Source organism: Candidatus Eisenbacteria bacterium (assembly GCA_005893275.1).
GTDB lineage: Bacteria > Eisenbacteria > RBG-16-71-46 > SZUA-252 > SZUA-252 > WS-7.
The window spans coordinates 1-24848 of the sequence record VBOW01000067.1 but is presented as its reverse complement, the minus strand read 5'-3'; the positions used below and the strand labels follow the sequence as shown (position 1 = coordinate 24848).

Sequence of the window (24848 nt, the reverse complement as noted above, 5' to 3'; positions counted from 1 at the left end):
GCCGCGTGAGCCCGCGTGCGACCAGCGAGCTCGCCGCCGGCGATCCGGCGATGAAGGGACTCTGGGAGGCGCCCCACGTTTCGGAAGGGCCGCGCGGCGGGGCCATCACCCAGAACATGATCGGGCAGAGTCCCGCCCTCCAGCGGATTTTCAGGCTCGTCGCGAAGGTCGCGCCCACGGAAAGCCCCGTCCTCATCACCGGAGAAAGCGGAACGGGAAAGGAGATGATCGCGACCGCGATCCACCTCCAGAGCCGCCGCGCCCACCGAACCTTCGTGGCCGTGAATTCCTCCGCGATTCCCGAGCAGCTCTTCGAGAGCGAGCTGTTCGGGCACGTTCGCGGCGCCTTCACGGGAGCGAACGCGGACCGCGTGGGGCTCATGCAGCACGCCGACGGCGGAACGATCTTCTTCGACGAGGTCGCGGAGATGCCGCTCTCGGTCCAGGTGAAGCTCCTCCGTGCGCTTCAAAGCGGGGAAATCCGCCCCGTGGGCGCCAAGGAATCCAGGCGGGTTGATATTCGCGTCATCGCGGCCACGAACCGCGACGTGAAGCGCGCTCTCGCGGATGGGACCTTTCGCGAGGATCTCTACTACCGCCTCAACGTGTTCCACATCGAGCTGCCCCCGCTCCGCGAGCGGCGCGAGGATATCCCGCTCCTCGCGAACTACTTCCGGGAAAAGTACTCGCGCGCGCTCGGGAAGCAGGTGAAGGGATTCAGCGAGCGCGCCCAATTCTATCTCATGCGCTACGACTACCCGGGAAACGTCCGCGAGCTCGAGAACGCGGTCGAGCGGGCGGTCACCCTGGCCGAGCGTGGCGAGATCACCCACCTCGACCTGCCCCCCGTCCTCCGCGAGCCGCGTGTGCCGCTCCTCGAACGAGGGAACGCCTTCCCGTACTCGGAGAACATGTCGCTCGCCCAGCTCGAGGCCGAGCATATACGCCGCGTCCTCCTCCACACCGCCGGGAATACAACCAGGGCGGCGAAGATCCTGGGAATTTCCCGCTCGACTTTGTGGAGGAAGATGAGAGAATATGGGCTGTAGCGTTTCATTATTAAACGATTAATCGTTCCATTTTGACACACATAGACGAGAAAAATCGGCACTGGCTGCGACATCGATGACGTAAGCCACTGTGAACGAATCAATTAATTCAATGCTCTCCTCTGGCATGTGGTCTGCTCATGAAGCCGACAGAAGTCATCAGCTTCTAAACCCGGGCATGGCCCACAGCACAAGGAGGGGTAGTCATGAACACACTCATTCGCTGGAATCCCATCAGGGAAATGTCTTCGTTCCAAGACGAGATGGACAAGGTCTTTAGCGACGTTTTCGGACGCCGTTGGCTCACGGAGGAGGCCGGCAAGGGCATGATCTGGCAGCCGCCGGTCGACGTCGAGGAGCAGCCGGACCGCTATGTCATCCACGTCGAGCTTCCGGGGATGAAACTCGAGGACATCAAGATCACCCTCGAGGACAACCGGCTCCTCATCCGGGGGGAGAAGAGTCGAACCGAGGAGAAGCAGAACGCGACCTACCACAGGCTCGAGCGGGTTTACGGAGCCTTCGAGCGGTCATTCACGCTGACCCACGCGGTCAAGCCCGACAAGATCGAGGCGACCTACCGCGACGGCGTGCTCGAGGTGACGGTACCCAAGGCCGAGGAGGCCAAGGCTCGCGAGATCCCGATCAACGCGGCTCGCTAAAGCGGATACGCGCGGCGCCCTCTGGAGGTGCTGCAAATCTGAAAACTCACCAAGCGGAGGGGCCGACCGGCCCCTCCGCATAGATGGATGGAGGGAAGTTTATGGGAAAGATAATCGGCATCGACCTCGGCACGACGAACTCGTGCGTGGCGGTCATGGAGGGCGGGGAGCCGCATGTCATCCCCAACGCCGAGGGCAGCCGTACGACTCCCTCCGTCGTTGCCTTCACCAAGACAGGGGAGCGCTTGGTCGGCCAGGTCGCGAAACGCCAGGCCATCACGAATCCGCAGAACACGATCTACTCGATCAAGCGGTTCATGGGGCGTAAGTACTCCGAGGTTACCAGCGAGGCCAAAAACGTCCCGTACACCGTGAAGGAAGGAAAGAACAGCGAGGCGGTCGTTCAGATCGGGGACCGGGCCTACACTCCGCCCGAGATCTCCGCGATGATCCTGACGAAGATGAAGGAGACCGCGGAGGCCTATCTCGGTGAGAAGGTGACGGAGGCGGTCATCACCGTGCCGGCCTACTTCAACGATACCCAGCGGCAGGCGACCAAGGACGCGGGCCGGATCGCCGGGCTGGACGTGAAGCGCATCATCAACGAGCCGACCGCGGCGGCGCTCGCGTACGGTCTCGACAAGAAGAAAGACGAGAAGATCGCCGTCTTCGACTTGGGGGGCGGGACGTACGACATCTCGATCCTCGAGCTGGGGGAAGGCGTTTTCGAGGTGAAATCGACGAACGGCGACACGCACTTGGGGGGCGATGATTTCGACAAGCGCGTGATCGACTGGCTGGCCGACGAGTTCAAGAAGCAGGAAGGGGTCGATCTCCGCCGCGATCCCATGGCGCTCCAGCGCCTGAAGGAGGCGGCCGAAAAAGCCAAGATCGAGCTCTCCACCGTGGTTCAGACCGACGTGAATCTCCCCTTCATCACGGCGGACGCGAGCGGGCCGAAACACCTGAACGTGACGCTGACCCGCGCCAAGTACGAGCAGCTCGTGGACGATCTCATCCAGCGGACGATTCCGCCGATGGAGATGGCGCTCAAGGACGCGGGGCTCAAGCCGTCCGACATCAACGAGGTGATCCTCGTGGGCGGCGCGACGCGCACGCCCAAGGTCCAGGATCTCGTGCAGAAGTTCTTCGGGAAAGAGCCCCACAAGGGCGTGAACCCGGATGAGGTGGTCGCGATCGGCGCGGCGATTCAGGGCGGCGTGCTCGCGGGAGACGTCAAGGACGTGCTCCTCCTCGACGTGACCCCGCTTTCGCTCGGCATCGAGACCCTCGGCGGGGTGATGACAAAACTCATCGAGAGGAACACGACGATCCCCACACGAAAGACGGAGATCTTCTCCACGGCGGCGGACAGCCAGACGACGGTCGAGATCCACGTGCTCCAGGGCGAACGGCCGCTGGCGGTGGACAACAAGACGATCGGCCGGTTCCAGCTCACCGGAATTCCGCCGGCGCCGCGCGGGGTGCCGCAGATCGAGGTGACGTTCGATATCGACGCGAACGGCATCCTGAACGTCTCGGCGCGCGACAAGGCAAGCGGCAAGGAGCAGAAGATCCGCATCGAAGCGACCGGCGGTCTTTCCGAAGCCGAGATCAAGAAGATGGTGGCCGACGCGCAGGCGCACGCCGAGGAGGACCGCAAGCGGCGCGAGGCGATCGAGACCAAGAACCGCGGCGAGCAGCTCGCATACGAAACGGAGAAGAATCTCCGGGAGCTGGGCGAGAAAATCGATTCCGAGTCCAAGGCGCGGCTCGACAGCGCGCTCGAGACGCTCAAGAAGGCGGTCGAGAGAAACGACACGGACGAGATCCGCTCCTCGAGCGAGGCGCTCTCGCAGCTCTGGAACGAGGTGTCCGGCAAGCTCTACGCGGAGGCGTCGAAATCCGGCGGTTCGCCGGGAGGGGGTGCCCCGTCGGATGAGGAGCCGGGGAAAAAGAAGCCGGGCGGCGACGGGGAAATCGAGGCCGACTACGAGGTCGTGAAGTAACGTTCCGGGAGCGATTTGAGGGAACCCGGATCGGTCTCCGGTGATCCAAAGCTAGTGGGGACGGGTGAAGGTCCGATCCCGCTGGATAGATGGTGCCCCGGGGGGGAGACTCCCCGGGGCATTCCTCTTGCGCCGATCGGTCCCAATTCGCCCGCCCGCTCGTACGTGCGACAAAGGGAGATCTCTCATGCGCCGTTTTCGGATGTTTTTCGTGCTAGGGTTACTGGGGGCGGCTGTCGCGGAAGCGGCGATGCCGAAAGGAGCGCAGAAGAAAATGGAGAAGACCGCCGCGGAGAAGGCCACGTTCGCCGCGGGCTGTTTCTGGGGCGTCGAAGCCGCGTTTCGCCAGGTGAAGGGAGTCGTTTCGACCCAGGTCGGGTATACGGGCGGACGAATGCCCAACCCCACCTATGAAGACGTGTGCTCGGACAAGACGGGGCACGCGGAGGCGGTCGAGGTGACCTACGATCCCGCACGCGTCTCGTATGACGATCTTCTGAACGTATTTTGGGAGAACCACGACCCCACGACGCCGAACCGCCAGGGTCCGGATGTGGGAGAGCAGTATCGCTCGGTGATCTTCTACCACTCACCCGCCCAGGAAGCGGCGGCCCACGCGTCGAAGGCGCGCCTCGAAGCCCATCGGCGCTACCGCCGTCCCATCGTGACCCAAATCGTCAAGGCCGGAACGTTTTACCGCGCCGAGGAATACCACCAGCAGTACCTCGAGAAGCGCGGGCTCTCGGTCTGCCATATCAAGTAGGGCTGCGGTGGGCGGCGCACGCCGCCCCCATTCGTGCTCGCGTGCGCTCGGGCGATGACGTAATCTGAACCGCGCCGGTTCGAGAAACACGCTGACGGGAGGCGGGGATGCGGGTCCAGATTCGCGAGGTCACGTCCGAGAGGGGGCTCGGACAATTCATCCGCTTTCCGTTCGACCTCTACAAAGACAACGACTGCTGGGTGCCCCCGCTCCTCTTCGACGAGCGAAACACGCTCCACCGCGACAAGAATCCCGCGTTCGACTTCTGCGAGGCGAAGTACTGGCTGGCCTGCCGCGGCGACACGATCGTCGGGCGCGTCGCGGGCATCATCAATAGGAGTTACGTCGAGACGTGGAATCAGCGGTACGCGCGCTTCGGGTGGATCGATTTCATCGATGACCGGGAGGTTTCGCGCGCGCTGCTCGGGGCGGTCGAGGCCTGGGCCGCGGCGGCCGGTATGGATGCCGTGCACGGGCCGCTCGGGTTCACCGACATGGACCGTGAAGGGATGCTGGTCGAGGGATTCCACGAGCTGGGGACGATGGCGACGATGTACAACTACCCCTATTACCCGGTCCACCTCGAGCAGCACGGATACGAGAAGGACGTCGACTGGGTCGAATTCGAAGTCCGCACCCCCGAGTCGATCCCCGAGCGCGCGGAGCAGATCTCACGGCGCGTGCTGGAGCGCCGCAAGCTCCGAATCCTGGACGCCAAGCGCCCGAAGGACTTCCTTCCCTACGCGCGGGCGATCTTCGATGTGATCAACCGCGCCTACGGCAACCTCTACGGATTCGTCCCGCTGACGGAGCGGCAAATCCAGTTCTACACGAAGCAGTACTTCCCGAACGTCGTGCCGGATTACGTCAAGATCCTGCTCGACGAGCGCGATCAACCTGCCGGGTTCGTGATCGGGATGCCGTCCCTCTCCCGCGCGCTCCAGAAGGCGAAGGGCCGGCTCTTCCCGTTTGGTATTTTCCACCTGCTCCGGGCCCTCCGCCGGCCCAAGCACGTGGATCTCCTGATCGGCGCGATCCGTCCCGACCTGCAAGGAAGCGGCGCGGACGCGCTCCTCATCACCGAGCTCGCGGCGACGTTCATCCAGAACGGAATTCTCTCGGCGGAATCGAATCCCGAGCTCGAGGAAAACCTCCGGGTGCAGGGGCACTGGAAGCATTTCCAGGCTCGCCAACACAAGCGCAGGCGGTGCTTCATCAAGCACCTGGTCGGAGCGCGGCGCGCCGAAGAGCGCGTCTCGGTCCAGGCGGTGGGCGCGGGTGAGGGATGACGCGGCCTTGGGCCCTGATTCAGCACGTCCCGAGCGAGGGCCCCGGGCTCATCGCGTCCGAGGCAGCCTCGCGCGGCATCCCGCTCGACGTGAGGCGGATGTTCGCGGGGGATCCGCTTCCCGCTCCGGGGGAGATCGCCGGGCTGGTCGTGATGGGCGGTCCGATGGCCGCGAACGACGACGCGGCATTCCCGAATCTGGCTCGCGAGCGGGACCTGCTCGCGGGGGCCGCTCGCGCGGGGATCCCCGTACTGGGGATCTGCCTCGGGGCGCAGCTTCTCGCGGCCGCCCTGGGCGGGCGCGTATCCAGGGGGCTCAAGGAAGAGATCGGCTTCGGAGAGGTGACGCTCACGGAGGAGGGCTCGCGGGACCCCATTCTCGGGCGAGGCGCCCGTTCCGTCCCCGTGTTCCAGTGGCACGGCGATACGTTCGACCTGCCGAAGGGCGCCGTGCTCCTCGCTTCCTCGCCCGGCTATCCCAACCAGGCGTTCCGCCTGGGCGATCGTGTCTACGGCTTCCAATTCCACGTGGAGGCCGATCGCGATCTCCTCGACGCGTGGATTCCGCTCCTCGCATCGCGGGGCGCCCGGGTCGACCGCTCGCTCCATTCGGGTGTGGAGCGGACGGGTCGGCGGATCCTTGCGGCGTTCTTCGCGACAAAAAGCGGCCCCACGCCCGCGGTCCGGTAGGTGCGCGCGATGTCAGGATGTCCGGACCGAACTAGAGCGCGGGGCCAACGACGTCCCGTGCTTCTCCTATTTCCTAGAAGTGAAGCGCCAGCCCCAGAGACATGTCCCAGAAGTCCGGATTGAATTCCCTGGGGACGATGGCGGTTTCCTGATTCTGCAGCCAGACGTAGCGCCCGTTCATATCGAACGCGAGTCCGGGAGCGATGGGAACGCGTACGCCTCCACCTGCGTGAACGCCGAACTTCTGCGTGGTCTTGTCCGGGAATGGCGAGGGGGCGTTGTAGTCAAGCGTGGTGTGATACCAGCCCACCCCGCCACCCGCATAAATGACCCGCAACGGCTTGAGCCACGCCGACGCCGTTATGGGCCACATCTTCTCAGTGAGCTGTCCGTTGAACCGGTCCTGCTTCCGATACTGTCCCCTGAGCTCCACATCGAGGAGGCTGGGAATCGCGGTCCCACGGATCGCGAGGCCGACCGAGGACTTGGTTTCCTCGGTATCGACCGATCGCGTGAGTCCGACGGATGGAATGATCTCGGTGGCTCCTGCCTTGCCCGCGGCAGCCGTCAACAGTAAGACGAGTGGTGCGATTGCCGCGGCACGGAGGATATTTCGAGTCATCTTCGTATCCCTCCATTCTTCCACGCACCCGATAACTCGGCGCCCAATCGCTCCGGTGTCGCTCGTTATCCAGGATCGTGCCAGCCCGGACAGAACTCCCTTATGTCCTAAAGTTTCACCACATGTTCGCCCGTGGATCGTCCGCCATCGGACCAAGGGTCGTCCCGTGTGGGACAATTTCTTTGAAAATATTGCTCCGGCGTGAGCCGGCCAATGCACGGGCGGCCCAACCCGTTAACCCGTCCGAAGCCGGTTTCCGTCTCACGTGGCACGCCCCTTGATGTACGTCCGCTTCTGGAGGGCGGGGGTAGCGGCCTCTTCGGGGAACTCGAGGTCAGATGCGGGGATAGCGAAGGGGAGGGACACGAGACCTTCACGGAGCCATCGCGTCCGGCGTCGCGGAAACATTTGCTAACTAGGAGGAACTTGAGGCGATCCGTGCCGCCGCGCTTCTCCGCCCGCCATCACTAGCGGAGGTACGATGACCCGAACCGTAGTCCGCGGCTTTCTCGCGGCAATCGCGCTCGCGGCTTTGCCACTCACCGCGTTCGCACAGACATCCGTCGTTACGGCCATAGGTCCGCGCGTGGGCTTCAGCATCGATCCCGACCAGTTCGTGGTCGGGGGCCACTTGGCCGTGGGACCCATCGCGCCGAGCCTCATGTTCGTTCCGAGCCTGGATCTCGGATTCGGCGACAACCGCACCGTCGTCGCCGGCAACTTCGACCTTCAGTATCACTTCCGCACCGACTCGAGATGGCATCCCTATCTCGGCGCCGGCATGGGGATCAGCAACGAGACGGTCGAGCGAAGATCCGGCAACGACGTGACGGCATCAGAAGTGGGCGGCAATGTCGTGTTCGGCGCCATGGCGCCCACCCGTTCCAATACACAATTTTTCAGCGAGCTGAAGCTCGGGCTCGGCGACATACCGTCCATGAAGCTGATTGCCGGTTGGAATTTTGGGATCTAGAGGCGGGGGCGGGGCCCGCCAGGCCTAACGGGGCGGGTCCGGGCGTGAACCCTGACCCTGGCGGGCCACCCCCTGGATCGTCGAGGACCCGACACCCGATACGATCCGCCCAGTCGCTACCGAAGAGACGCTTTGAGATCCGCTTCCACCTGGGAGGACCAGGCGAGGAGCGGATTCTCTTCTTGGGGCGTGATGAGGTCCAACGGGGCCCGGTGCTCTAGCCACGAATTGTCGTCGGTGTTGACGGGTCCCGGTCCGGCGCTGAGCGCGATCCGGTCCAGGCGGCCGCGATAGGCGCCCAGGACGTCTTGGACCGAGCGGACCCCGATCCGCGCGAAATCTTGAGCGACGGCGGGTCGCGAGAAGGCAGCGGTCATCGCGGCCCGGTCCAGGCTGAGCTCTCGATCCGGAACGGCCAGGATGATGAGATCGCCCGACGATTCGACGTAGAAGAGCTGCCCCTTCGGAAACGTCGTCGAGACCGTGCGGAATACGGTCGAGAGGGTTGCCGGTGAGACCGAGTAGGTCTGAATCCACTGGCAGAAAACGCCGCCGGGCCTGAGACGCCGCCGCGCCTCCTCGTAGAATTCCTTGGTGAAAAGATTCCCCACGCCCGCGATCCACGGGTTCGAAGGTTCCGAGATGATCACGTCGAAATCCTCCCGGGTCGAGCGAAGGTAGGTGCCCGCATCCTCGATCACGAGCTTGCTTCGGGGATCGGAGAGCGGCCTCATGGCGGCGGTCTCGAAGAAGGGCGCCGCTTCGATCACGGAGCCCTCCAGCTCGATCGTGAGCGCGCTTCGTATCGGGTGCGTGAGCACCGCGTGCGTTGTCACCCCGCTTCCGTAGCCCACCACGCACACCGATTCGGCGTTCGGCGCCATGAGGAGCGGCATCTGCCCGACCATGACCTGCTGCGCCATGTCCTCGCCGCTTCCCGTGGTCGCGTCGGTCTTTCCGTTGATCAGGAGCGCGCGCCGGTCGCCGGTCTCGAGCACCGTCACCGTGGCGAGGCGCCCCTCCTTGTAGAAGAGGAGACGCTCGAGCTCCTTCGACCGTCCGATCCTCTCGATGATGCGGTGCACGAGCCCCTCGCCCCCGAACTCGTACGCTCGGAGCAGGCGCACGAACCCCAGGCTCATCCGTTCCGCGTCCCAGGTCGGCGCCGCGAAGAGCGAGACCGCGATCGTCGCCGCGACACCCGCGAAGGCGGCGATGACGCGCTTCAAGACGATCCCCTCGCCGAGGAGAAGCGCCAGACATCCAACCGCGGCGTTCGCGAGCGCGGCTACGAGGAGCGAATGGAGCGATCCCAGGGCCGGGATCAGGACGAACCCGGTCAGGACCGAGCCCGCGATCGAGCCGAGGGTGTTGGCGGCGTAGATCGTTCCGACCGAGGCCCCCGGCTCAAGGCGGCCGCGCTGGTAGATCGCCGCCGCGAGCGGGAAGAGGGCGCCGAGGAAAAACGTGGGCAAGAGCACGATCCTCGCGGTCAGGAGCGCCTCGCCGGCGAAGAGGTGGCTCGCGCTCCCGCGAGATTGCGCGATGAGCGTCGCCTGCATGTCGGGGAGCGAGGCGAACACGCGCGTGCCCAAGACGACCGACCCGGCGAGCAAGAGCTGAAGCAGGCCGAAGAGGAGCGCCGGCGAGCTCGTCCGCTTGAGGAGGACGGCGGCGAACGCGGCGCCGACGGCGATTCCGAAGAGGTAGACCGCGAGGATCGCGGAGAAGGAGTAGACCATGCCGCCAAACGGGACCGACAAGATGCGGGTCCACGCGACCTCGTAGAGGAGCGCGCAGAAACCGGAGAGGGCGAAGAGCGGGATGATGAGCCCAGCGATCGCACTGCGGGCGGCCTCGCGCGGGGCGCTCTTCGCGCCGGCCAAGGAGCCCGAACTCGGGCCGGCCGGCGTTCCGGGCGTCTCGCCGGCGGCCGCTCCGCGCAGGGCGCCGCCACGGAGCTTGAGGGCGAGGATCGCCCCGGCTACCGCGAAGTCGATCGCCGCGGCGGCGGCGGCGGTCTTCCAGAGCCCCAGCGAGGGGATCAGCGCGAAGCCGGCGGCGGCCACGCCGAGGACGGCGCCGATGGTGTTGATCGCGTAAAGCCGCGACACCGACGATCCGAAATCCCCTTCCCGGCGCGTGAACGCGGAAACCAGGAGCGGAAGCGTCGCGCCCATGGCGATCGTGGGGAGCAAGAGTGCCGCGAACAGGATCAAGAAGCGGACCAGCAGGAATAGGGCGCCGCTTCCTCCGATCGCACCGTACAGGCTCGCGAAAAGGGGTCGCGCGAGGAGATAGGCGAGCGGGCTCAAGAGCCCCATGACGCCGACCAGAAGCTCGAGACGCGCGTAGAGCAGCAGGGGCTCGCGCGCCCGCGACGCGAGCCGACCGCCGACGACGGCCCCGACCCCCAACCCTCCGAGAAACGCAGCGACCACGGTCGAGACGCCGTAGATCGAGTTTCCGAGGAGATAGGAGAGGTACTTGGACCAGACGATTTCGAGTGTGAGGCCGGCCATTCCCGAAGCGAAGAAACAGACGTAGAGCAGGGCGGTGTGCCGGACCGGCTGTTTGGCGCGACGCTTCGGCATGGATCCCCCGAGATCAGACCGTGAAAAAATGCCCGGGGAGCTTAACCCAAAGCGATGAGCGCCGCGTGGGTCGGATACGCGGCGCTCCTTGGAGGGTTGCTTCGTACCGACCCTAACGAGTGACTACCAACCCGCCTTTCCACAGCCGTACGTCGAGAAGTGCGAGAGAGGGGCGTCGCGCGTGAGCGTCGCGAGGTTGGCCGCTGAGGGAATCACCTTCCACGCCTTGGCGCTCGGATCCCACCACATCATGACGTCCGTCTGGGCGTCGGCCGTCGTCAGCTCCCGGCACGAGAGCGTCACTGGAACCCGGAATGAGTTGAGGAGCGACGGGAAAATCTGGAGATCGCACTTTCTTACGCTCGCGTCGGGAACGGTGACCGTGATGACTCCAATCCCCGTAAAGGCGCCCGCCGGAATCTTGACCGTCCAGTCGCCGTTCTTGATGACCCCGCCGAGGAGACCGTCGATCGTGGCGGAAACCACCTTCGTGGTCGAGGAGAGAAGCCCCGCGTTCGAGCCCGAGGGATCGGTCGAGAGGCCCTGACTGGGCGCGGTAGGCTGCCCTGGCCCGAGCGGCGAGGACGAGCATCCCACGATGAGTGCCATCGCGACGAAGAGCGGTAGGGCGACAATCTGCATTCTCTGTGGCCGTCTCAAGAAGGACCTCCTGCATGACCTCGTGTTGTTCCAGCGGCGCCGGCCTGTCCCGCCTTCTCCGGCGCACCTCGTTCGAGGTGGACCCTCCCATGTGCACCGGCCGTGCCGCGGACTGCCCTCCCGGAGATGCAATGTGCCCCGGCGCCAACTCGGCCGGTGCCATGGCTCGCCGCGATCGGCCCCCGCCGCCGTTCAATACGCAAGACCGATTCTGCAAGGCAGGGCCGAGGGTACCGGGGATATCTGGGGGAAATCTCCCGGCCTGTGAGGGAGTTTCCTCCCGGGAGTCGGCCGCGAACGACCGCCCGAGCCTCAATCCCGCCGCGACGCGGTGAGCGCGAGGAGTGGCGGAAGCGCGATCAGGAGCAAGATCGCCGAGTTCATGAACCCGCCGATGATGGCGATCGCGAGCGGGCGCAGGAGCGCGCTCCCGGAGCCAACGCCGAGCGCGAGCGGCGCCAGGGCGGCGATTCCCGCGGCGGTCGTCATGAGCACCGGGCGGATGCGGCGGTTCGCGGCCGCGGTCGCGGCTTCGCTCCCCGTCATACCGCTCGCGACCCCGTCGCGGAAGCTGGTCACCAAGAAGTAGGCGTTCTCGGCCACGATCCCCACGACCATGATCGCCCCCACGAAGCTCGCGATATTGAAGGTCGCCCGCCCGATGTGGAGCGCCGCCAGCACCCCGGCAAGCGATGCCGACGCGATAAGGAGCACGGCACCCGCCTGCGACCACGACCGGAACGAGACCAAGAGCACGAGGAGAACCGCCGCCGCGGCGCCGATCAAAACCGCGGTGAGCCCGCGGAAGGAAGCCTGCTGCTCCGCCCAGAGCCCCGCGTAACGCACGGCCATCCCGGGTCCGAGGACGACTTCCCGGCGGATCCGGCGCTGGATCTCGCGCATCGCCGAGCCGAGATCGCGCCCGGAGAGGCGCGCCGTCGCGGCCGCCATCGTTCGCTGATCGTCTCGCACGATTTCGGTCTCGCCGGGCTGGACGCGGACCTTCGCGATGTCCCCCAGCCTCACCCATCGCCCGCCCGCCACCGGCACGCGCGCCTCTTCGATCGCCCCGGGGCCGGTGGCGCCGGCAGGCTGAGGCAGCACGACGCGAACCGGCCACTCCCGCGCGCCCCGCGCGATCTGGCCGGCGGCGACGCCTTGCACGTAGGGAGCCACCCGTTGTGCCAACGCAGCGGGGTCGAGGCCGGCACGCTGCGCGGCGATCCCGGGCGCGATGACCAGGTTCGACCCGCTGACCACGACGCGGCTCCGCACGTCCACGACTCCCGGAACCGTCGCGAGGATTCGCGCGATCTGCTCCACCCGCCGCTCGTCGAGTCTTCTGTCCTCGCCCAAGATCCTCACCTCGATCGGTTCCGGCGCGGTCGTGAGGTCTCCTACCACGTCCTCCACGAGCTGGCCGAACTCGATGTCGAGCGACGGCTCGACGATCCGAATCCTTTGCCGGAGCGCGTCGGCGATGTCTTCTGCGGAATGCTTTCGGTCGCGTTGCGTGAGCTGCAACGTGTAGTCCCCCTGGTTCGGCTCGGTGACGAAGAAGCCGAGCTGGTCTCCGGTGCGGCGCGACCACGCGGCGATCTCGGGGATCGCGGTGAATTCATGCTCTACGTGTCGGAGCATCCGTTCGGTCTCCTCGAGGGAGGATCCGGGCGGAGCGATGTAATCCAGGATGAGGGACCCTTCGTCCATCTCCGGAAGAAATCCCGATCCGATCGTGGCCGTGAGCGGGAACAGGCACAATAAGAGCGCTACCGGTATCGCGAACGCGAGCCAGCGCCGCCTCATGACCCCGTGGAGCGCGCGATCGAAGCCCTCCCGTAGCTTGCTCCGGTGTGGGGGGAGGGCCGCGGGAACCATGCGGAGCCGAGGTACGATGAGAACGCAGAGGAGAAGCGAGCCCGCCAGCATGAGCACCATGGCGAGGGAGAGCACGCGGAAAAAGGCGCCCGTCACGTCTCCGAGGTAGGCGAACGGGATGAAGATCGCGAGTGTGCAGAGGCTCGATCCGGTGAGCGTGGGCAGAATCTCCGCCACCGACCTCCGGACATCCTGGGTTGAGGCGGATTCCGACGCCCGGTGCGCGACGTGCTCCACGACCACGATCGCATCGTCGAGCACGAGGCCCACGGCCGCGGCGATGCCGCCCAGGGTCATCATGTTGAGTGTCTGCCCCCCCAAAGCAAGCCCGCAGAGCGTGAGCGCAATGCTGCCGGGCAGGACCAGCGCGGCCGCGAGGCCGAGGCGGACGCGCCGCAAGAAAAAGATCACGACCAGAACCGACATGAGCGCACCCACCACCAGACTGTCCCGAACGCTCACGACCGAGGCCCGGACGAGATCGGACTGGTCGTAGAAAGTTTCCACGTGCACATCCGGAGGAACGATGTCCGGGTGCGTCCGAAACCACCCGTGCGCCGCCCGCGAGAGGCGGATCGTGCTGGCCGAAGGCTTGCGCAGCACATTGACCAGAACCGCCTCGCCCCGGCCGGCGGCATAGCGCGTGAATTCCGGTGCGGGTACGAGCGCAATCCGGCCGAGCGCACGGAGCGGCACCGGTGGGCCGCTGTCCACCGGAACCGGCACCGCCCGAAGCGCGTCGAGCCCGTCGGGCCTGGCGTCGGAGATCCCAAGGTAGAGCTCGCCGTTCGCCGACATCATGCCTAAGGACTCGAGCTGCCCCGCACGCAGGACCGTCTCCGCCACGTTGGCGGCATCCAGACGGCGCGATTCCAATGCGCGCGGGTCAAGGGTCACGCGCGCCTCGAGTCGTTGGCCTCCTTGGATGACGATCTCGGCCGCGTCGGGCAGGCGCGCCAGCTCGGGCTTGATCACCATGATCGCGAGATCACGCAGCTCGGCGGGGCTGCGCGATCCCGAGGTGAGCGAGAACCCGAGCACGGGGAACTGGACGGGGCTCATGATGCGGGCCTCAATCGTCGTTCCCGCGGGGAGCCGCTCGCGCGTCGCGTCGATCTGCGCTTGAGTGAGCTGGAGCACCCGGACCATGGGGGTGCCCCAGTTGCAATCGAGGTGGATCTCCGTCGAGCCGCGGCTCGTGGTGGAGTGGACCTCCCGAAGCTCGGGGACGCGGCGCACCGCGTCCTCGAGCGGGCGGGTGACGGTGCGAACCATGTCCTCGGGGGGGCGTTCTCCGCTATCCGCGATGATGCTGATGCGAGGGAAGGCCACCTCGGGCAGGATGGCCGCCGGCATCTGGAACGCGACCCACACGCCGGCCGCCGTGAGTGCCGTGAGAACGGCGATCAGGGCCTTACGCTGGCGTTCGAGGAAATCGAGGAGACCGATCACCGCGCGTTCACGGCGCGAACGTGACGCGGGCTCTATCCGGCAGACCGCGTTGACCTTCGACGACCACGTTCGTTCCGGGGCGCAGCGCGGGAGATTTCAGCTCGTGCCATCCCGCGAGGCCGGCCCCGAGCAGGACCCGGGTCCAGTGCGCGCGCATCGTCGGGTCCACGAGCGCCACGCGTTTCTCGCCGGTGAGATCGTCTTCCACCACCGCCGAGTCGGGCACCGCGATACTTGCGTGCGCCGCGCCGATGGTGATCGAGGTGCTCCCGAAGTGCTGCAGTTGCGGCGCGGGGGACAACGTGGTGGGGGCCAACCAGACCAGCGTGGTCTGGTCGGTCGGATCCGCGGCCGGGAGGATACGCTCGACCCTGGCCGCGCGCGCCGGGCGTCCCTCCTCCTGGATCAGAGCCCGTTGTCCAGGATGCACACTCGGACCCTGCCCCGCGGGGACGTGCGCTTCGAATACGAAGCCCGTCCAGGGCGCGAGGGCGAGAATCTCAGCCCCTTCCGCCAGCTGCGCTCCGGGTTCCGCCGAGCGGCGCACGATGATGCCGCTCTCGGTCACGGCGATGGGGACCTGAACCAGGTCGTGCCGTGCCTGAGCGACCGCGCGCTCCGCCTCCGCCCTGGCGGACGGATCGCGCGCCTCGCGGAGGAGCAGCTCGGCCCCCTTCAAGGTCGCGTGGGATTCGAGCGTCGTCATGGTCCCGATCGTGGCACCTGCACGAAGCGCGTCGCCAGCGCGCGCAAGGACAGCTCCAAGCACGCCCGCGAACGGTGCCGCCACGATCAGGTCCGCTTTGCTCCGCCACTGTCCCGTGGCCTGGACCTGGTCCTCGAAGGTGAAGGACCGGAGCTGCTCGACCCTGATCGGAACGATCGGCTCGTGGGGTCGCTGCTCCTCGCTGTCCCCTCGCGTGCAGGACCCGAGCGCGAGCAAGGCGGCCAGGCAGAGCACGGCAATCAGGCGGCGGCTCAGATTCGTCACGGGATCCTCGCCTCGTAATACGCCCGACGTGCCTCGAACCTCGCCTCGGTGAGTCGTGAGCGCGCCTCGTCGAGCTGCCGCCGCGCGTCCAGCACCTCGAGCAAGCCGGCTCCGCCCCCGGCGTAGAGGCTTCTCATGCGTACCAGATTCTCCTCTCCCTTTCCGGCGGCGGTCCGTTCGATGGCTACCCGTTCGGACGCGGCACGCCATCGCCCCGTCAGATCGAGCGCGTCGCGCCGTGCCCGAAGCGCGGCCGTCCTCCGGCGAAGGCTCGCCGCTTTCAACGCCTCCTCGCGCGCGGCGACCATCGCGGAGCGCGCCCGGTCAAGGATCGGGCGCCGAAAGTTGAGCGAGACCGAGGCGCCAAGGTCACGCTTCACGCGATCCGAGAACGTCGCGCCCGGATCCGAAAGGCGCATGTCCTCCGGAACCAGCCGTGTGAGGTCCGCTCCCTTGAGTCCCGCGTCCGCGGCGAATCCAACCTCGAGCGCGTTTTTGCGCTGCGCCTCCCGTACCGCAAGGCGCATCCGAGCTTCCTCGATCTCCGCGGCGCGCACCGCCGGCAGCTCGGCGGCGCGCGCAAGGAGCCGCGCGGAATCCGCCGCGGCCAGCGGTGCCTCCGCGGCCGCGTCTGGCTCGAGAACGCGGACGGTTCGCTCTTCGACGCCACCGATCAACTCGGCCAGCTCCCGATCCAACTCCGCGCGCGCCCGCCGGGTATCGACCAGCGCCGCAGCGGCCGTGGAGTGTTCGAGTCCAGCTCGGAGCGCGTCGGCGCGCCCGTGCGCTCCCGAACGCACACCCGACTCCACCGCGGAGGAGAGCCGCTCGAGCCACAGAGCTGCGTCCGCCTGATACCGCTCTTTCTCTTCCTGCCGGAGCAGATCGAGCGCCACGGTCGCCGCCCTTCGCCCGGCGTCGCGTGCGGTCAGGGCGAGATCGGACGTCGCGCTCGCCGTTTCCAGCGCGGCGCGTGCGCGTTCCCGCGCGCGGGTCCCTCTGTCGAGCAGGGGCCAGTCCATGCCGAGGGTGAGCTGGTAATCGCCGAGATTCGTGATCACGGGATCGTAGAACCCCTTCGGCGCGACGGCGGTGCCGCCGCTCAGGGCGAAGGAAGGGCGCCGGTTGTACCAGGTCGCGACGGAATCCAATCGTGCCGAAAGGCGGAGCGCCGCCGCGGCCGTGACGTCGGGGGCGCGCTCCCGCGCGAGCGCCACGCACTGTTCGACGGTGAGCGAGGTTGTGCCGGGGAGGGCGGTTGTGTCGGCGGGAAGGGCGCACGCGACGGTTCTACCGCTCCCGAGCGCGAATGACGATGCCGAGAGGATCAGCTTGAGGAAGGCGGCCCGCACGCGCTGGCCCCGATACCCCCTGCGGAATCCCTCCAGCCCATTCAATTGGGTTGCCATGCCGGAAGGGTCATCGTGAATCGCGCGCCACCCGCCGGGGAGTCCTCAACGATGACCTCCCCGCCGTGGGCACGCGCGACCTGTCGGATAATGGGCAGCCCGAGGCCGAACCCTACATCCCGGGTCCTCGCCTCGGCCCCCCTGTAGAACGGGTCGAAGACTCGCTCCCTGTCGCCGGCAGGGATGCCATCCCCGGCATCGTCCACGATCACGACCGCCGAGCCATCGTGATTCTGGAGCGCGATGCCGACATGCTTCCCGGGGACTGTGAACTTGACCGCGTTGTCCACGAGGTTGCGAACAGCCGAGGCGAGGAGTGCCTCATGGCCCGACACCATGACCTCGTCCGGCGCATCGAGCGAGATATCCGCGGTGCGGTCAGGGTGCTCGTCACGCGCGTTTTGAAGCGCCCGCGTGGCCAGGTCGGTAAGATTGACCGGCTCGAATCCATTTCTTTTCGCCGGCGCGCCGACCGAAACGCGACGGAGCAGCAGCAATGCCTCCACCAGGTCTCGCAACGCCTGCATTTGGTCGGCTGCCCTGCGGATCCCAGACGCGACATTCGGTGGCAGACTCGGGCTCGCGAGCGCAAGCTCCAGCTCCCCCGAGATCACCGTCAGGGGGGTCAGGAGCTCATGCGAGGCATCGGCCGTGAACCGACGCTCGGCCTGCAGGTGATCGTCCAGCAGCTCGAGTAAACGGTTGATCGATTCTTGCAGCCGATCCACCTCCTCGATGCCGATCGGGCCGCCCAGGGAGCGCACCCCGGACTCCACCGATGCCTCCCGCGCCCGTTCCGCCATGAGCGTCAGCGGCTGCAAGGCCCTGCGCACCATTCGGCGGCTCACGAGCACGGTGAGCACCAGCAGCGGCAGCGCGGTTGCCGTGATTGCCTCCGTGAGCGCGCGCATGGTCGCTTCATGGCTCCGGCCTGAAATCGACGCCACCACTCGCGCACCTGTGCCGGTCAGGACGGCCGCGCGGACGTGTCCCTTGAGCCGATCCACGCTGCCCGGCGCTGGCAAGGGAAGGGCGAGCGATGGGGAGCCGAGGTGCCGCGTCGAGGCCATGAGCCTGCCGTTCGGATCGAAGACATCGATGCGGACTTCGCCGGATGCTTCCCCCGCCAGCGCGTCCTCGGCCGCTCTCTTGAGCCCACCCGCCTCGTGAAGCTCGTCGTCGATACCGGCGGCCACTCGACGCGCCATCTCGCGCAGGAGTCGCACCTCCTCGACGCGGAGGGCCCGCGCCGTGAACCACAGCGACGCGGCCGCGAATGCAAGAACAGCCACAACCGCGACGGCCTGGAGCAGCAGCGTCACCCGGCCCGCGATCGAACGCCGAGTCATGGTGGCGAGTCCAGCGCGTACCCCTCACCCCGAACGGTGCGGATCCAGTCGCGTCCATCCCGGGGTCCGAGCTTTCGCCGAAGCCGGCTCATGATCACGTCGAGGCTCTCCGATGCCCGCGAACCGGTTTCACCCCATGCCGATTCAAGCAGCTCATCGCGGGAAACGACCCGTCCGGCGCGCGCGGCCAGGACCTCGAGGACCTTCCACTCCCTGGCGGTGAGCGGAATTTCACCGGCGGAGGTCGTGAGCCGGCGCGCCCGGAAGTCAATGGACCCGCCTGCCCACTCGAGGCGGGATGGCGCGATGTGGCCCCCTCGGCGGCCGAGGGCTTGTAACCTCGCCTGGAGCTCGGCAAGGGCGAAGGGCTTCCGCATGTAGTCATCCGCACCAGCTTCGAGACCCGCGATGCGATCCGAGACCTCGCCCCGAGCTGTGAGAAACAAGATGGGTGTCTCGATGCCGTGGTCCCGAAGCTCCTCACACAGGTCGAGGCCGCTTCCGTCGGGGAGCATGATGTCGATCACGATGACGTCGAACCGCTCTGCCATGGCCGCCGCCCGCCCGCTCGAAACGCGAGCGGCCGTGGTCAACCGATGGCCCCTCTCCTGGAGGGAGCGCCGCACGAGGTCGCGCGTCGGAGAACTATCCTCGATGAGAAGAATGTGCACCTTGGGGCCTCTTTGTGGGCGTGCGATCGGGCCGCCGCGAAGGGTTTCCACCGTAGGACACAACCTTCGGCCTAGAACCCTAACGGGATGTTAACGGAGCGGGGTCGTCGGGGAGGGCTCTACCTCAACCCCGCGGCGTAACAGATGATCGAGGGAGAGAGCGTCGTCGCCGCGCGGCATGGCGAGCAGGAAGACCAAGAGGGCCAGCCTGGGGATGACGTGGGTGTGAAATTCATAGAGGAAATCTTTCAGCAAGTGGCCGTAGGTCACGATTACAAGGATTGCCCCTAGCGCCAAGAGCGCCGGGCGGACGAGGAGCCCGGCGACGAGCAGCCATCCGGCGGCAAATTCAACATAGGGGATCGCAAGCCCCAACCCCCAGAGGAGCCACGTCGGGATCCAGCTCGACGCATAGGGATCCACGAAGTATCGAAGGGCATGCGCCGTCGCCCCCATCTGGAAAAGCTTTCCCCAGCCCGACATCCCAAAGATCAGCCCGAGGACGAGCCGGGCAAACAGAATCGCCCAGGCGCGGTCCGGCACCGATCCGAAGCCCATGTCAGCGGAGAAGGACAACCCGGGCGCGGTCTTGGGGGCTCAGACCGTATTGGACGAAGTAAATGCCGGACGGGAGGCGATGCCCCGCAGCGTCGGTGCCGTTCCAGTCCAGCTGCATGGGTCCCACAACGGCGGGGCTCACGAACGGCGATCCCCAGCTTCGAACCATGCGCCCTCGGATGTCGTAGACCGAGAGATAGCCATATCCCGGGGCCACGATCCTCGCTCCGGTGTTGAAGGGGTTCGGGTAGACACGGAGCGCGGCCTGGCCCGGGGGAGTCCCGTCAACCCCCGAGGCGGTCGGAAACACGTTCACCGAAGCTCCCGAGTTGTTCGTGAACGTGATCGGACTCGCGCTGCTGCCGGATGCGAGCTGGAAGCGGGCGGCCGCATCCTCGCTGAGCGGGCAGAAGACCGCCGTGCCGTCATCGATCGTGCGCACGAGCGCCATGGCGAAATCGGCCGGGAGCGCCGAGGCCGACGTGGTTCCGTTTTTTGGGGTCGTGACCGAGCCGTAGCCCACCGCGTTGGCAAAGCATGTGGGCTTCTCGAACGAGACCTGGCCCGTCCCGACAAGCAGGCCCGGTTTGATGAGGAGATCGGGCGTGATTCCGAAGGCCGCGGAGAAGTTCTCCGTCGCGCAGAGAATATTTCGCCCGGCGACCCCGTTCGGAACCGACCCAGCGAAGGAACCCAGCGAGTCGACCTGCATTCCGGCGGCGTTGTACACCTTGATCGACATGCCGCCGACGAGGTTCTCGCCGCCCGCGAGCATCTTCAGCTCGACCGCCTGGATCGTATTGTTCCCGTTGAGTCCCACCATCACCTTGGTGAATTCATTCAGATGGAACGCGGCGTGGGCCGGCGCAGAGTGGAGTAGCGCGAGCAGGGGCAGGAGCGCGAGACGGGCGCGGAAGCCGGAACCGAAGGGGACGAATAGCGGGCGCGAGCGCATGACGTACCTCCCAAAATGTGCCACGGCCGGCGGGGGGAGACGGGCCGGACGCGCGGTGCCGCGGAGAGGATAGCACGAGTTGCTGTGGCGCCGAGATTCACTCTCCCCGGCGGGCGAATCTCCTCTAGTATCCGCCGGTCATGGAGTCGAGGTCCACCGCCTCACCAGGAGGTGAAGATGGTATCGATCCCGTCGCTCTGGCTTCCGGTCCTGCTCTCCGCGGTCGTCGTGTTCTTCGCGAGCTGGCTAATCCACATGCTGCTCCCCTACCACCGGAGCGATTTCGCCAAGGTTCCGTCCGAGGACGAGGTTCAGGGGGCCTTGCGAAAGTTCAACGTCCCTCCCGGCGATTACATGATTCCCCACGCGGGTGGCCCCGAGGGAATGAAGTCGCCTGAGTTCAAGGAGAAGATTCAGAAGGGGCCGGTCGTGGTGATGACGGTCTTCGGTCCTGGCGCGGTGAACATGGGCACGAGCCTGGCGCAGTGGTTTCTGTATCTCGTCCTCGTAAGCGTCTTCGCGGCCTATGTCACCGGCCGCGCGCTCGCGCCCGGCGCGCCCTACCTTTCGGTTTTTCGTTTCGCCGGCTGCACCGCATTCATCGCCTATTCGATCGCGCTCTGGCAGAATTCGATCTGGTACAAGCAGAAGTGGAGCACAACGATCAAGAGCACCCTCGACGGGTTGGTGTACGGCCTCCTGACCGCGGGAGTGTTCGGGTGGCTGTGGCCTAAGTAGCGCGACGACGGATCCTTGATCCGCCCTCCCCGTTAGAGTGGCGTAGGACGGACGCCGACAACCCCGGCTCCGTCCTCCTACACGTTTTTCCGAAGCACGCCGATAGGTTTGCCTCTCCCGGCCTCAGTAGAATTTCTATGCCTTTGAAGGCCGCCCCCGACGGCCGGGTGGCAGGAAACCCTTTCCGGTGGAGGTCCCCCTATGCGGACAGCCTTGCGCGTTCCTCCGATCCCCGTCTTTGCGTTGGCTCTGGCCGTTTCGATCCTGCTCGCACCCGCATCCCAGGCGGCGACCCCCGATCACGGCGACATGTCGCCCACCGGTGCGACGACCCTGACCTGGCACGGCGGCCCCTTCACCGAATCGACGTCCGACCCGATCGGCGCCGACTGCACCAACTCGACCTGCGATGACTTCCTTCTCAACCTGACGGGCACGGACGCGTCGATTCACAAGGTGACGGTGCAGATCAATTGGACGAACCCGCTCAACGATCTCGATCTTCACGCCTTCAACAGCGCCGGCACGGAGATCGCCGTGGACGGCCAGGCGGTGGGGAACTCGGAGCACATTTCATTCGCCGGCGCTCCGGACATCTATCGCATCTCGGTGCTCGTCTACCGTGCGGTCAACGAGTCGTACACCGCGGCCGCCACGCTCGTGACGGGCTCGCCCGAGCCTCCGAATGAGCTCCGGACGGCGACGTACAACCACTTCGACTTTGGCTTCAAGCCCGAGGTGAACCTCCCCGACCAGGAACGGAGCCCCATCTTCATCGACCAGGACCTCGAGCCCGAGATCGAGATCGACCGCTTCGGCACGATTTACATTGGAGCCATCCGCGGAGTGCCGGGTGGTGTGGACTTCTGGCGTTCCGACGACGGGGGCACATCCTTCACCTTCAAGGGTCAGCCGGACGGGACCCAGAGTCCTACCCCGACGCCGAATCCGCCTCCGGAAGGTGGGCTGGGAGGCGGCGACGTCGACTTGGCGCTCGGCGATCCGTTCTTCGTCGTGCCTCCGGTGGCAGGCATGCCGGGTATCCAGTCCACGGGGCGCGTCTACGTGACGAGCCTCTGGCTCGGCTCGGCCACGATGTCGGTCTCTGTGGACCGCGGTGATCACTGGACCCCGTTCCCCTTCACCACCGCGCAGCTCGACCGGCAGTGGAACGTCGCGCGCGGAGAGAAGACCGTCTACATGAGCCTCCGGAAGCTCGCCCAGGCCGAACTCGGCCAGCACGACATCTATGTGGCCCAGTCGGACGACGGAGGGGCGACGTGGCCGAAAGGCTCTTTCGTTCAGGATCCGGCCACGGGCGTGGGGGACGACGTCGGAGGGAACAGCGCGCTCCAGAGCGACGGAACGATGCTCGGAACCTTCGTGAGCCGGAACAAGCGTGATCTTTACGTGTGGCGCACTCCCAAGTATCCCGCGGCCGGTCCCGCGAACATCCCGGTCGGCACGATGGACGCGCCGGTCTTCGCGCCGAACACATTCGACACCGGCCTCATCTTCCACGGCGCCGGAGCGCGCACGACGAGCAACCGGTTCCCGATCATGACCGTGGACCAGGGCGATAACATCCATATTGTCTTTTCCGACCGGCACGACATCTTCCTCATGAGCTGCCCAGCAGGCGCGAATCCGACCCTGGCCGTGAGCTGGACCAAACCCGTTCCGCTCAACGCGCCTGGGGTCGCCGGTTTCGAGTTCACGCGCACGTGCGTGCTGCCGTGGGTCCACGGCGGCGCGGCCGGGAAGGTCGCGGTGATCTGGTACGGAACCGACGTAGCGGGCGATCCCGACACGCCGGCCTTCGAGACGGACCAGGTGCCGTGGAAGCTCATCTACGCGCAGGTCGAAAACGCCCTGGCTGACAAGCCGGACATTTATATCGACGTGGCGAGCAAGCAGGGCGGAGGGGTCGTTCACAAGGGCCAGATCTGCCTCCGCGGATTGGGCTGCCCGAACGGCACCCGGGAGCTTGCGGAATATTCTTCGCTGACCGTCGACAACGAGGGTTTCCCGAACATCATCTATGAAGCGGACATCATCAACGGCGTGAATCCGCCATCAACCGCGGCCATCTGTTTCTTCACCAAAGGAGTCAACCGCCCGCTCGGGAGCAGCACGGGGGTGACCGAGCTCGATTGCCACGATCCCGCCGTCACGCAGTCTGGCGGCTGGCACGATATCGATGATGTTCGCGCCACCGACGGCCACTACTGCCGCAACGTCGGCGCGAACAAGAAAAACCCGCGGGCCTACCTCGAATTCCACTACACGGGAACGCAGGTGGATCTCGAAATCGCGCGGGGGCCACGCGGCGGGAACGCGGAGGTCCTGATCGACGGAACATCGAGGGGGATCGTGAGCTTCAACCGCCCGCCTTCCGATCCTTTGCATCCGGATCAGTCCGGAAAGAATGACCTGACTTTCGGAGAGTTCGTGAGCTTCCCCACCTCCGCCGGGGCACACATCTTCCGGCTCAACGCAATGAACGACGCCAGCAGCCCGGGCGACATGCTTTACGTGGACGGCTTCGTCATCACCGGAGGGGCCGGGTCGGGCGCGGGCAATCCGACCGAGAATACGATCACATTTACCGGAACCGCGCCCGCTGGGGTCCTGGGGACGCCCGCGATCGTGGTGGAGCACGTCACGACGACGAAGAGGACACAGCTGCTCGAGGGCGTGCTCGAAGTTCCGGAGGAACTGGCGGGCGGCCGCGAGCTCAAGATCTTCGATCCGCTCGGTGCCCTGATCGGCGACGCGGCGAATCTTCTCCCGACCGGCTCGCTCCAAGTGATTCCGACCGCTCCCGGAACCTACGCGGTCGCGGTCGTGAACGCGAGCACTGCGGCGATGCCGTACACGCTTCGGGTGGTGACGACCAATGCGACCTCGGGGCGTCTGGCGGCGGCCATGCCGAATTCGGGCGACACGCATTCGCACGGCGCGATAGCGGATCCCGTGGACGGTCAAGCGGTCATGCGATACGCCCTGGAGCAGGCGGGACACGTGGTGATCCGCGTCTACGACATATCGGGACGGCTCGTCCGCACGTTCGCGGAGGATCAAGCCGCCGGAAATTACGGGATCAGCTGGGACGGCCGATTGGCCGACGGACGCCGGGTCCCGAGCGGTATCTACTTCTATCGCGTGGCATTGCCCAACGGGAAAGAGACGGTCCAGAAGACCGCGATTCTTCGTTAGTTCGCTAGTCCGGCCTCACGGGGGGGTCGAGGAGAGGGGGCGCGGTGGATAGGAGATCGCGCCCCCTTAGGATCCAGTGCGCCGCGTCGCCGCGGCGGCGTGGAATCGTGGTATTTCCGTGGCCATCAGCCGCTCTTCAGATCCCCCCAGCACGAGGCCTCCCGCGATGAACCCCTAATCCGCCGCCCGCCCCCCCGCGCGGCACTACGCCTTCCACGCTTGGTATCGCGCGCATTTTGAGGTATTTCTCTGGCGTGATGGGGTCCGGAAAAGTGACGCCTGATCCGGTCGAGATGTCGCGCCGCCTGCGCGAGCAGG

At 66.2% G+C, this 24848-nt stretch carries 19 protein-coding genes; 9 read left to right on the top strand and 10 right to left on the bottom strand.

The window, feature by feature from the left end; translation table 11 throughout:
• Positions 1–5 precede the first annotated feature (5 nt).
• From E6K76_10935 to E6K76_10910, 6 genes are all read left to right on the top strand, one after another.
• Positions 6–1049, top strand: coding sequence for a sigma-54-dependent Fis family transcriptional regulator (locus E6K76_10935; GenBank protein ID TMQ57252.1), 1044 nt, complete (start codon positions 6–8; stop codon positions 1047–1049).
• A 206-nt stretch (positions 1050–1255) separates the two neighbouring features.
• Entirely contained in the window at positions 1256–1711 is a 456-nt protein-coding gene (locus E6K76_10930) for an Hsp20/alpha crystallin family protein (protein TMQ57251.1), read from the top strand.
• A gap of 101 nt (positions 1712–1812) precedes the next feature.
• The gene (gene dnaK, locus E6K76_10925) at positions 1813–3720 is read left to right on the top strand and encodes a molecular chaperone DnaK (GenBank protein ID TMQ57250.1); all 1908 of its coding nucleotides are present in this window, start codon (positions 1813–1815) and stop codon (positions 3718–3720) included.
• 274 nt (positions 3721–3994) lie between these two features.
• The gene (msrA, locus tag E6K76_10920; protein TMQ57277.1) at positions 3995–4483 is read left to right on the top strand and encodes a peptide-methionine (S)-S-oxide reductase MsrA; all 489 of its coding nucleotides are present in this window, start codon (positions 3995–3997) and stop codon (positions 4481–4483) included.
• A 107-nt stretch (positions 4484–4590) separates the two neighbouring features.
• Positions 4591–5772: a hypothetical protein gene (locus E6K76_10915; protein ID TMQ57249.1), complete on the top strand. Its 1182-nt coding sequence runs from the start codon at positions 4591–4593 to the stop codon at positions 5770–5772.
• Positions 5769–6461, top strand: a complete 693-nt coding sequence (locus E6K76_10910) for a type 1 glutamine amidotransferase (GenBank protein TMQ57248.1) — start codon at positions 5769–5771, stop codon at positions 6459–6461. Before E6K76_10915 ends, E6K76_10910 begins: the two co-directional genes overlap by 4 nt.
• Positions 6462–6534: 73 nt before the next feature.
• Here the strand turns inward: E6K76_10910 and E6K76_10905 are convergent, their stop codons facing one another.
• Positions 6535–7083 (bottom strand): porin family protein, encoded by a 549-nt coding sequence (locus tag E6K76_10905; protein TMQ57247.1) that lies wholly within the window; start codon positions 7081–7083, stop codon positions 6535–6537.
• A 481-nt stretch (positions 7084–7564) separates the two neighbouring features.
• Between E6K76_10905 and E6K76_10900 the strand changes: the two genes are divergently transcribed.
• Positions 7565–8056 (top strand): hypothetical protein, encoded by a 492-nt coding sequence (locus E6K76_10900; protein TMQ57246.1) that lies wholly within the window; start codon positions 7565–7567, stop codon positions 8054–8056.
• Positions 8057–8172: 116 nt separating this feature from the next.
• On the opposite strand, the gene E6K76_10895 is transcribed toward E6K76_10900, so the two are convergent.
• The 9 genes from E6K76_10895 to E6K76_10855 all read right to left on the bottom strand — a co-directional run bounded on the left by E6K76_10895 (position 8173) and on the right by E6K76_10855 (position 20573).
• Positions 8173–10650 (bottom strand): hypothetical protein, encoded by a 2478-nt coding sequence (locus E6K76_10895; protein TMQ57245.1) that lies wholly within the window; start codon positions 10648–10650, stop codon positions 8173–8175.
• 123 nt (positions 10651–10773) lie between these two features.
• Complete coding sequence (locus tag E6K76_10890) at positions 10774–11310, bottom strand: hypothetical protein (protein TMQ57244.1); 537 nt, start codon at positions 11308–11310, stop codon at positions 10774–10776.
• 312 nt (positions 11311–11622) lie between these two features.
• A complete protein-coding gene (locus E6K76_10885; protein ID TMQ57243.1) occupies positions 11623–14676 on the bottom strand; it encodes an efflux RND transporter permease subunit in 3054 nt (1017 codons plus the stop codon).
• The gene (locus E6K76_10880; protein ID TMQ57242.1) at positions 14648–15631 is read right to left on the bottom strand and encodes an HlyD family efflux transporter periplasmic adaptor subunit; all 984 of its coding nucleotides are present in this window, start codon (positions 15629–15631) and stop codon (positions 14648–14650) included. Before E6K76_10880 ends, E6K76_10885 begins: the two co-directional genes overlap by 29 nt.
• Complete coding sequence (locus E6K76_10875; GenBank protein TMQ57241.1) at positions 15628–17040, bottom strand: TolC family protein; 1413 nt, start codon at positions 17038–17040, stop codon at positions 15628–15630. The genes E6K76_10880 and E6K76_10875 overlap by 4 nt, the downstream gene beginning before the upstream one ends.
• The gene (locus E6K76_10870) at positions 17025–18389 is read right to left on the bottom strand and encodes a HAMP domain-containing histidine kinase (protein TMQ57240.1); all 1365 of its coding nucleotides are present in this window, start codon (positions 18387–18389) and stop codon (positions 17025–17027) included. Before E6K76_10870 ends, E6K76_10875 begins: the two co-directional genes overlap by 16 nt.
• The gene (locus E6K76_10865; GenBank protein ID TMQ57239.1) at positions 18386–19123 is read right to left on the bottom strand and encodes a response regulator transcription factor; all 738 of its coding nucleotides are present in this window, start codon (positions 19121–19123) and stop codon (positions 18386–18388) included. Before E6K76_10865 ends, E6K76_10870 begins: the two co-directional genes overlap by 4 nt.
• Positions 19124–19150: 27 nt before the next feature.
• Positions 19151–19636: a DoxX family protein gene (locus E6K76_10860; protein TMQ57238.1), complete on the bottom strand. Its 486-nt coding sequence runs from the start codon at positions 19634–19636 to the stop codon at positions 19151–19153.
• A complete protein-coding gene (locus E6K76_10855) occupies positions 19620–20573 on the bottom strand; it encodes a T9SS type A sorting domain-containing protein (protein TMQ57237.1) in 954 nt (317 codons plus the stop codon). The genes E6K76_10860 and E6K76_10855 overlap by 17 nt, the downstream gene beginning before the upstream one ends.
• Positions 20574–20750: 177 nt before the next feature.
• Between E6K76_10855 and E6K76_10850 the strand changes: the two genes are divergently transcribed.
• Together E6K76_10850 and E6K76_10845 are read left to right on the top strand one after the other, a co-directional pair.
• Positions 20751–21311 carry a hypothetical protein gene (locus E6K76_10850; GenBank protein TMQ57236.1) on the top strand — a complete coding sequence of 187 codons (561 nt, stop codon included), beginning with the start codon at positions 20751–20753 and terminating at the stop codon, positions 21309–21311.
• A 201-nt stretch (positions 21312–21512) separates the two neighbouring features.
• Positions 21513–24530 (top strand): T9SS type A sorting domain-containing protein, encoded by a 3018-nt coding sequence (locus E6K76_10845; GenBank protein ID TMQ57235.1) that lies wholly within the window; start codon positions 21513–21515, stop codon positions 24528–24530.
• Positions 24531–24848: the final 318 nt, after the last annotated feature.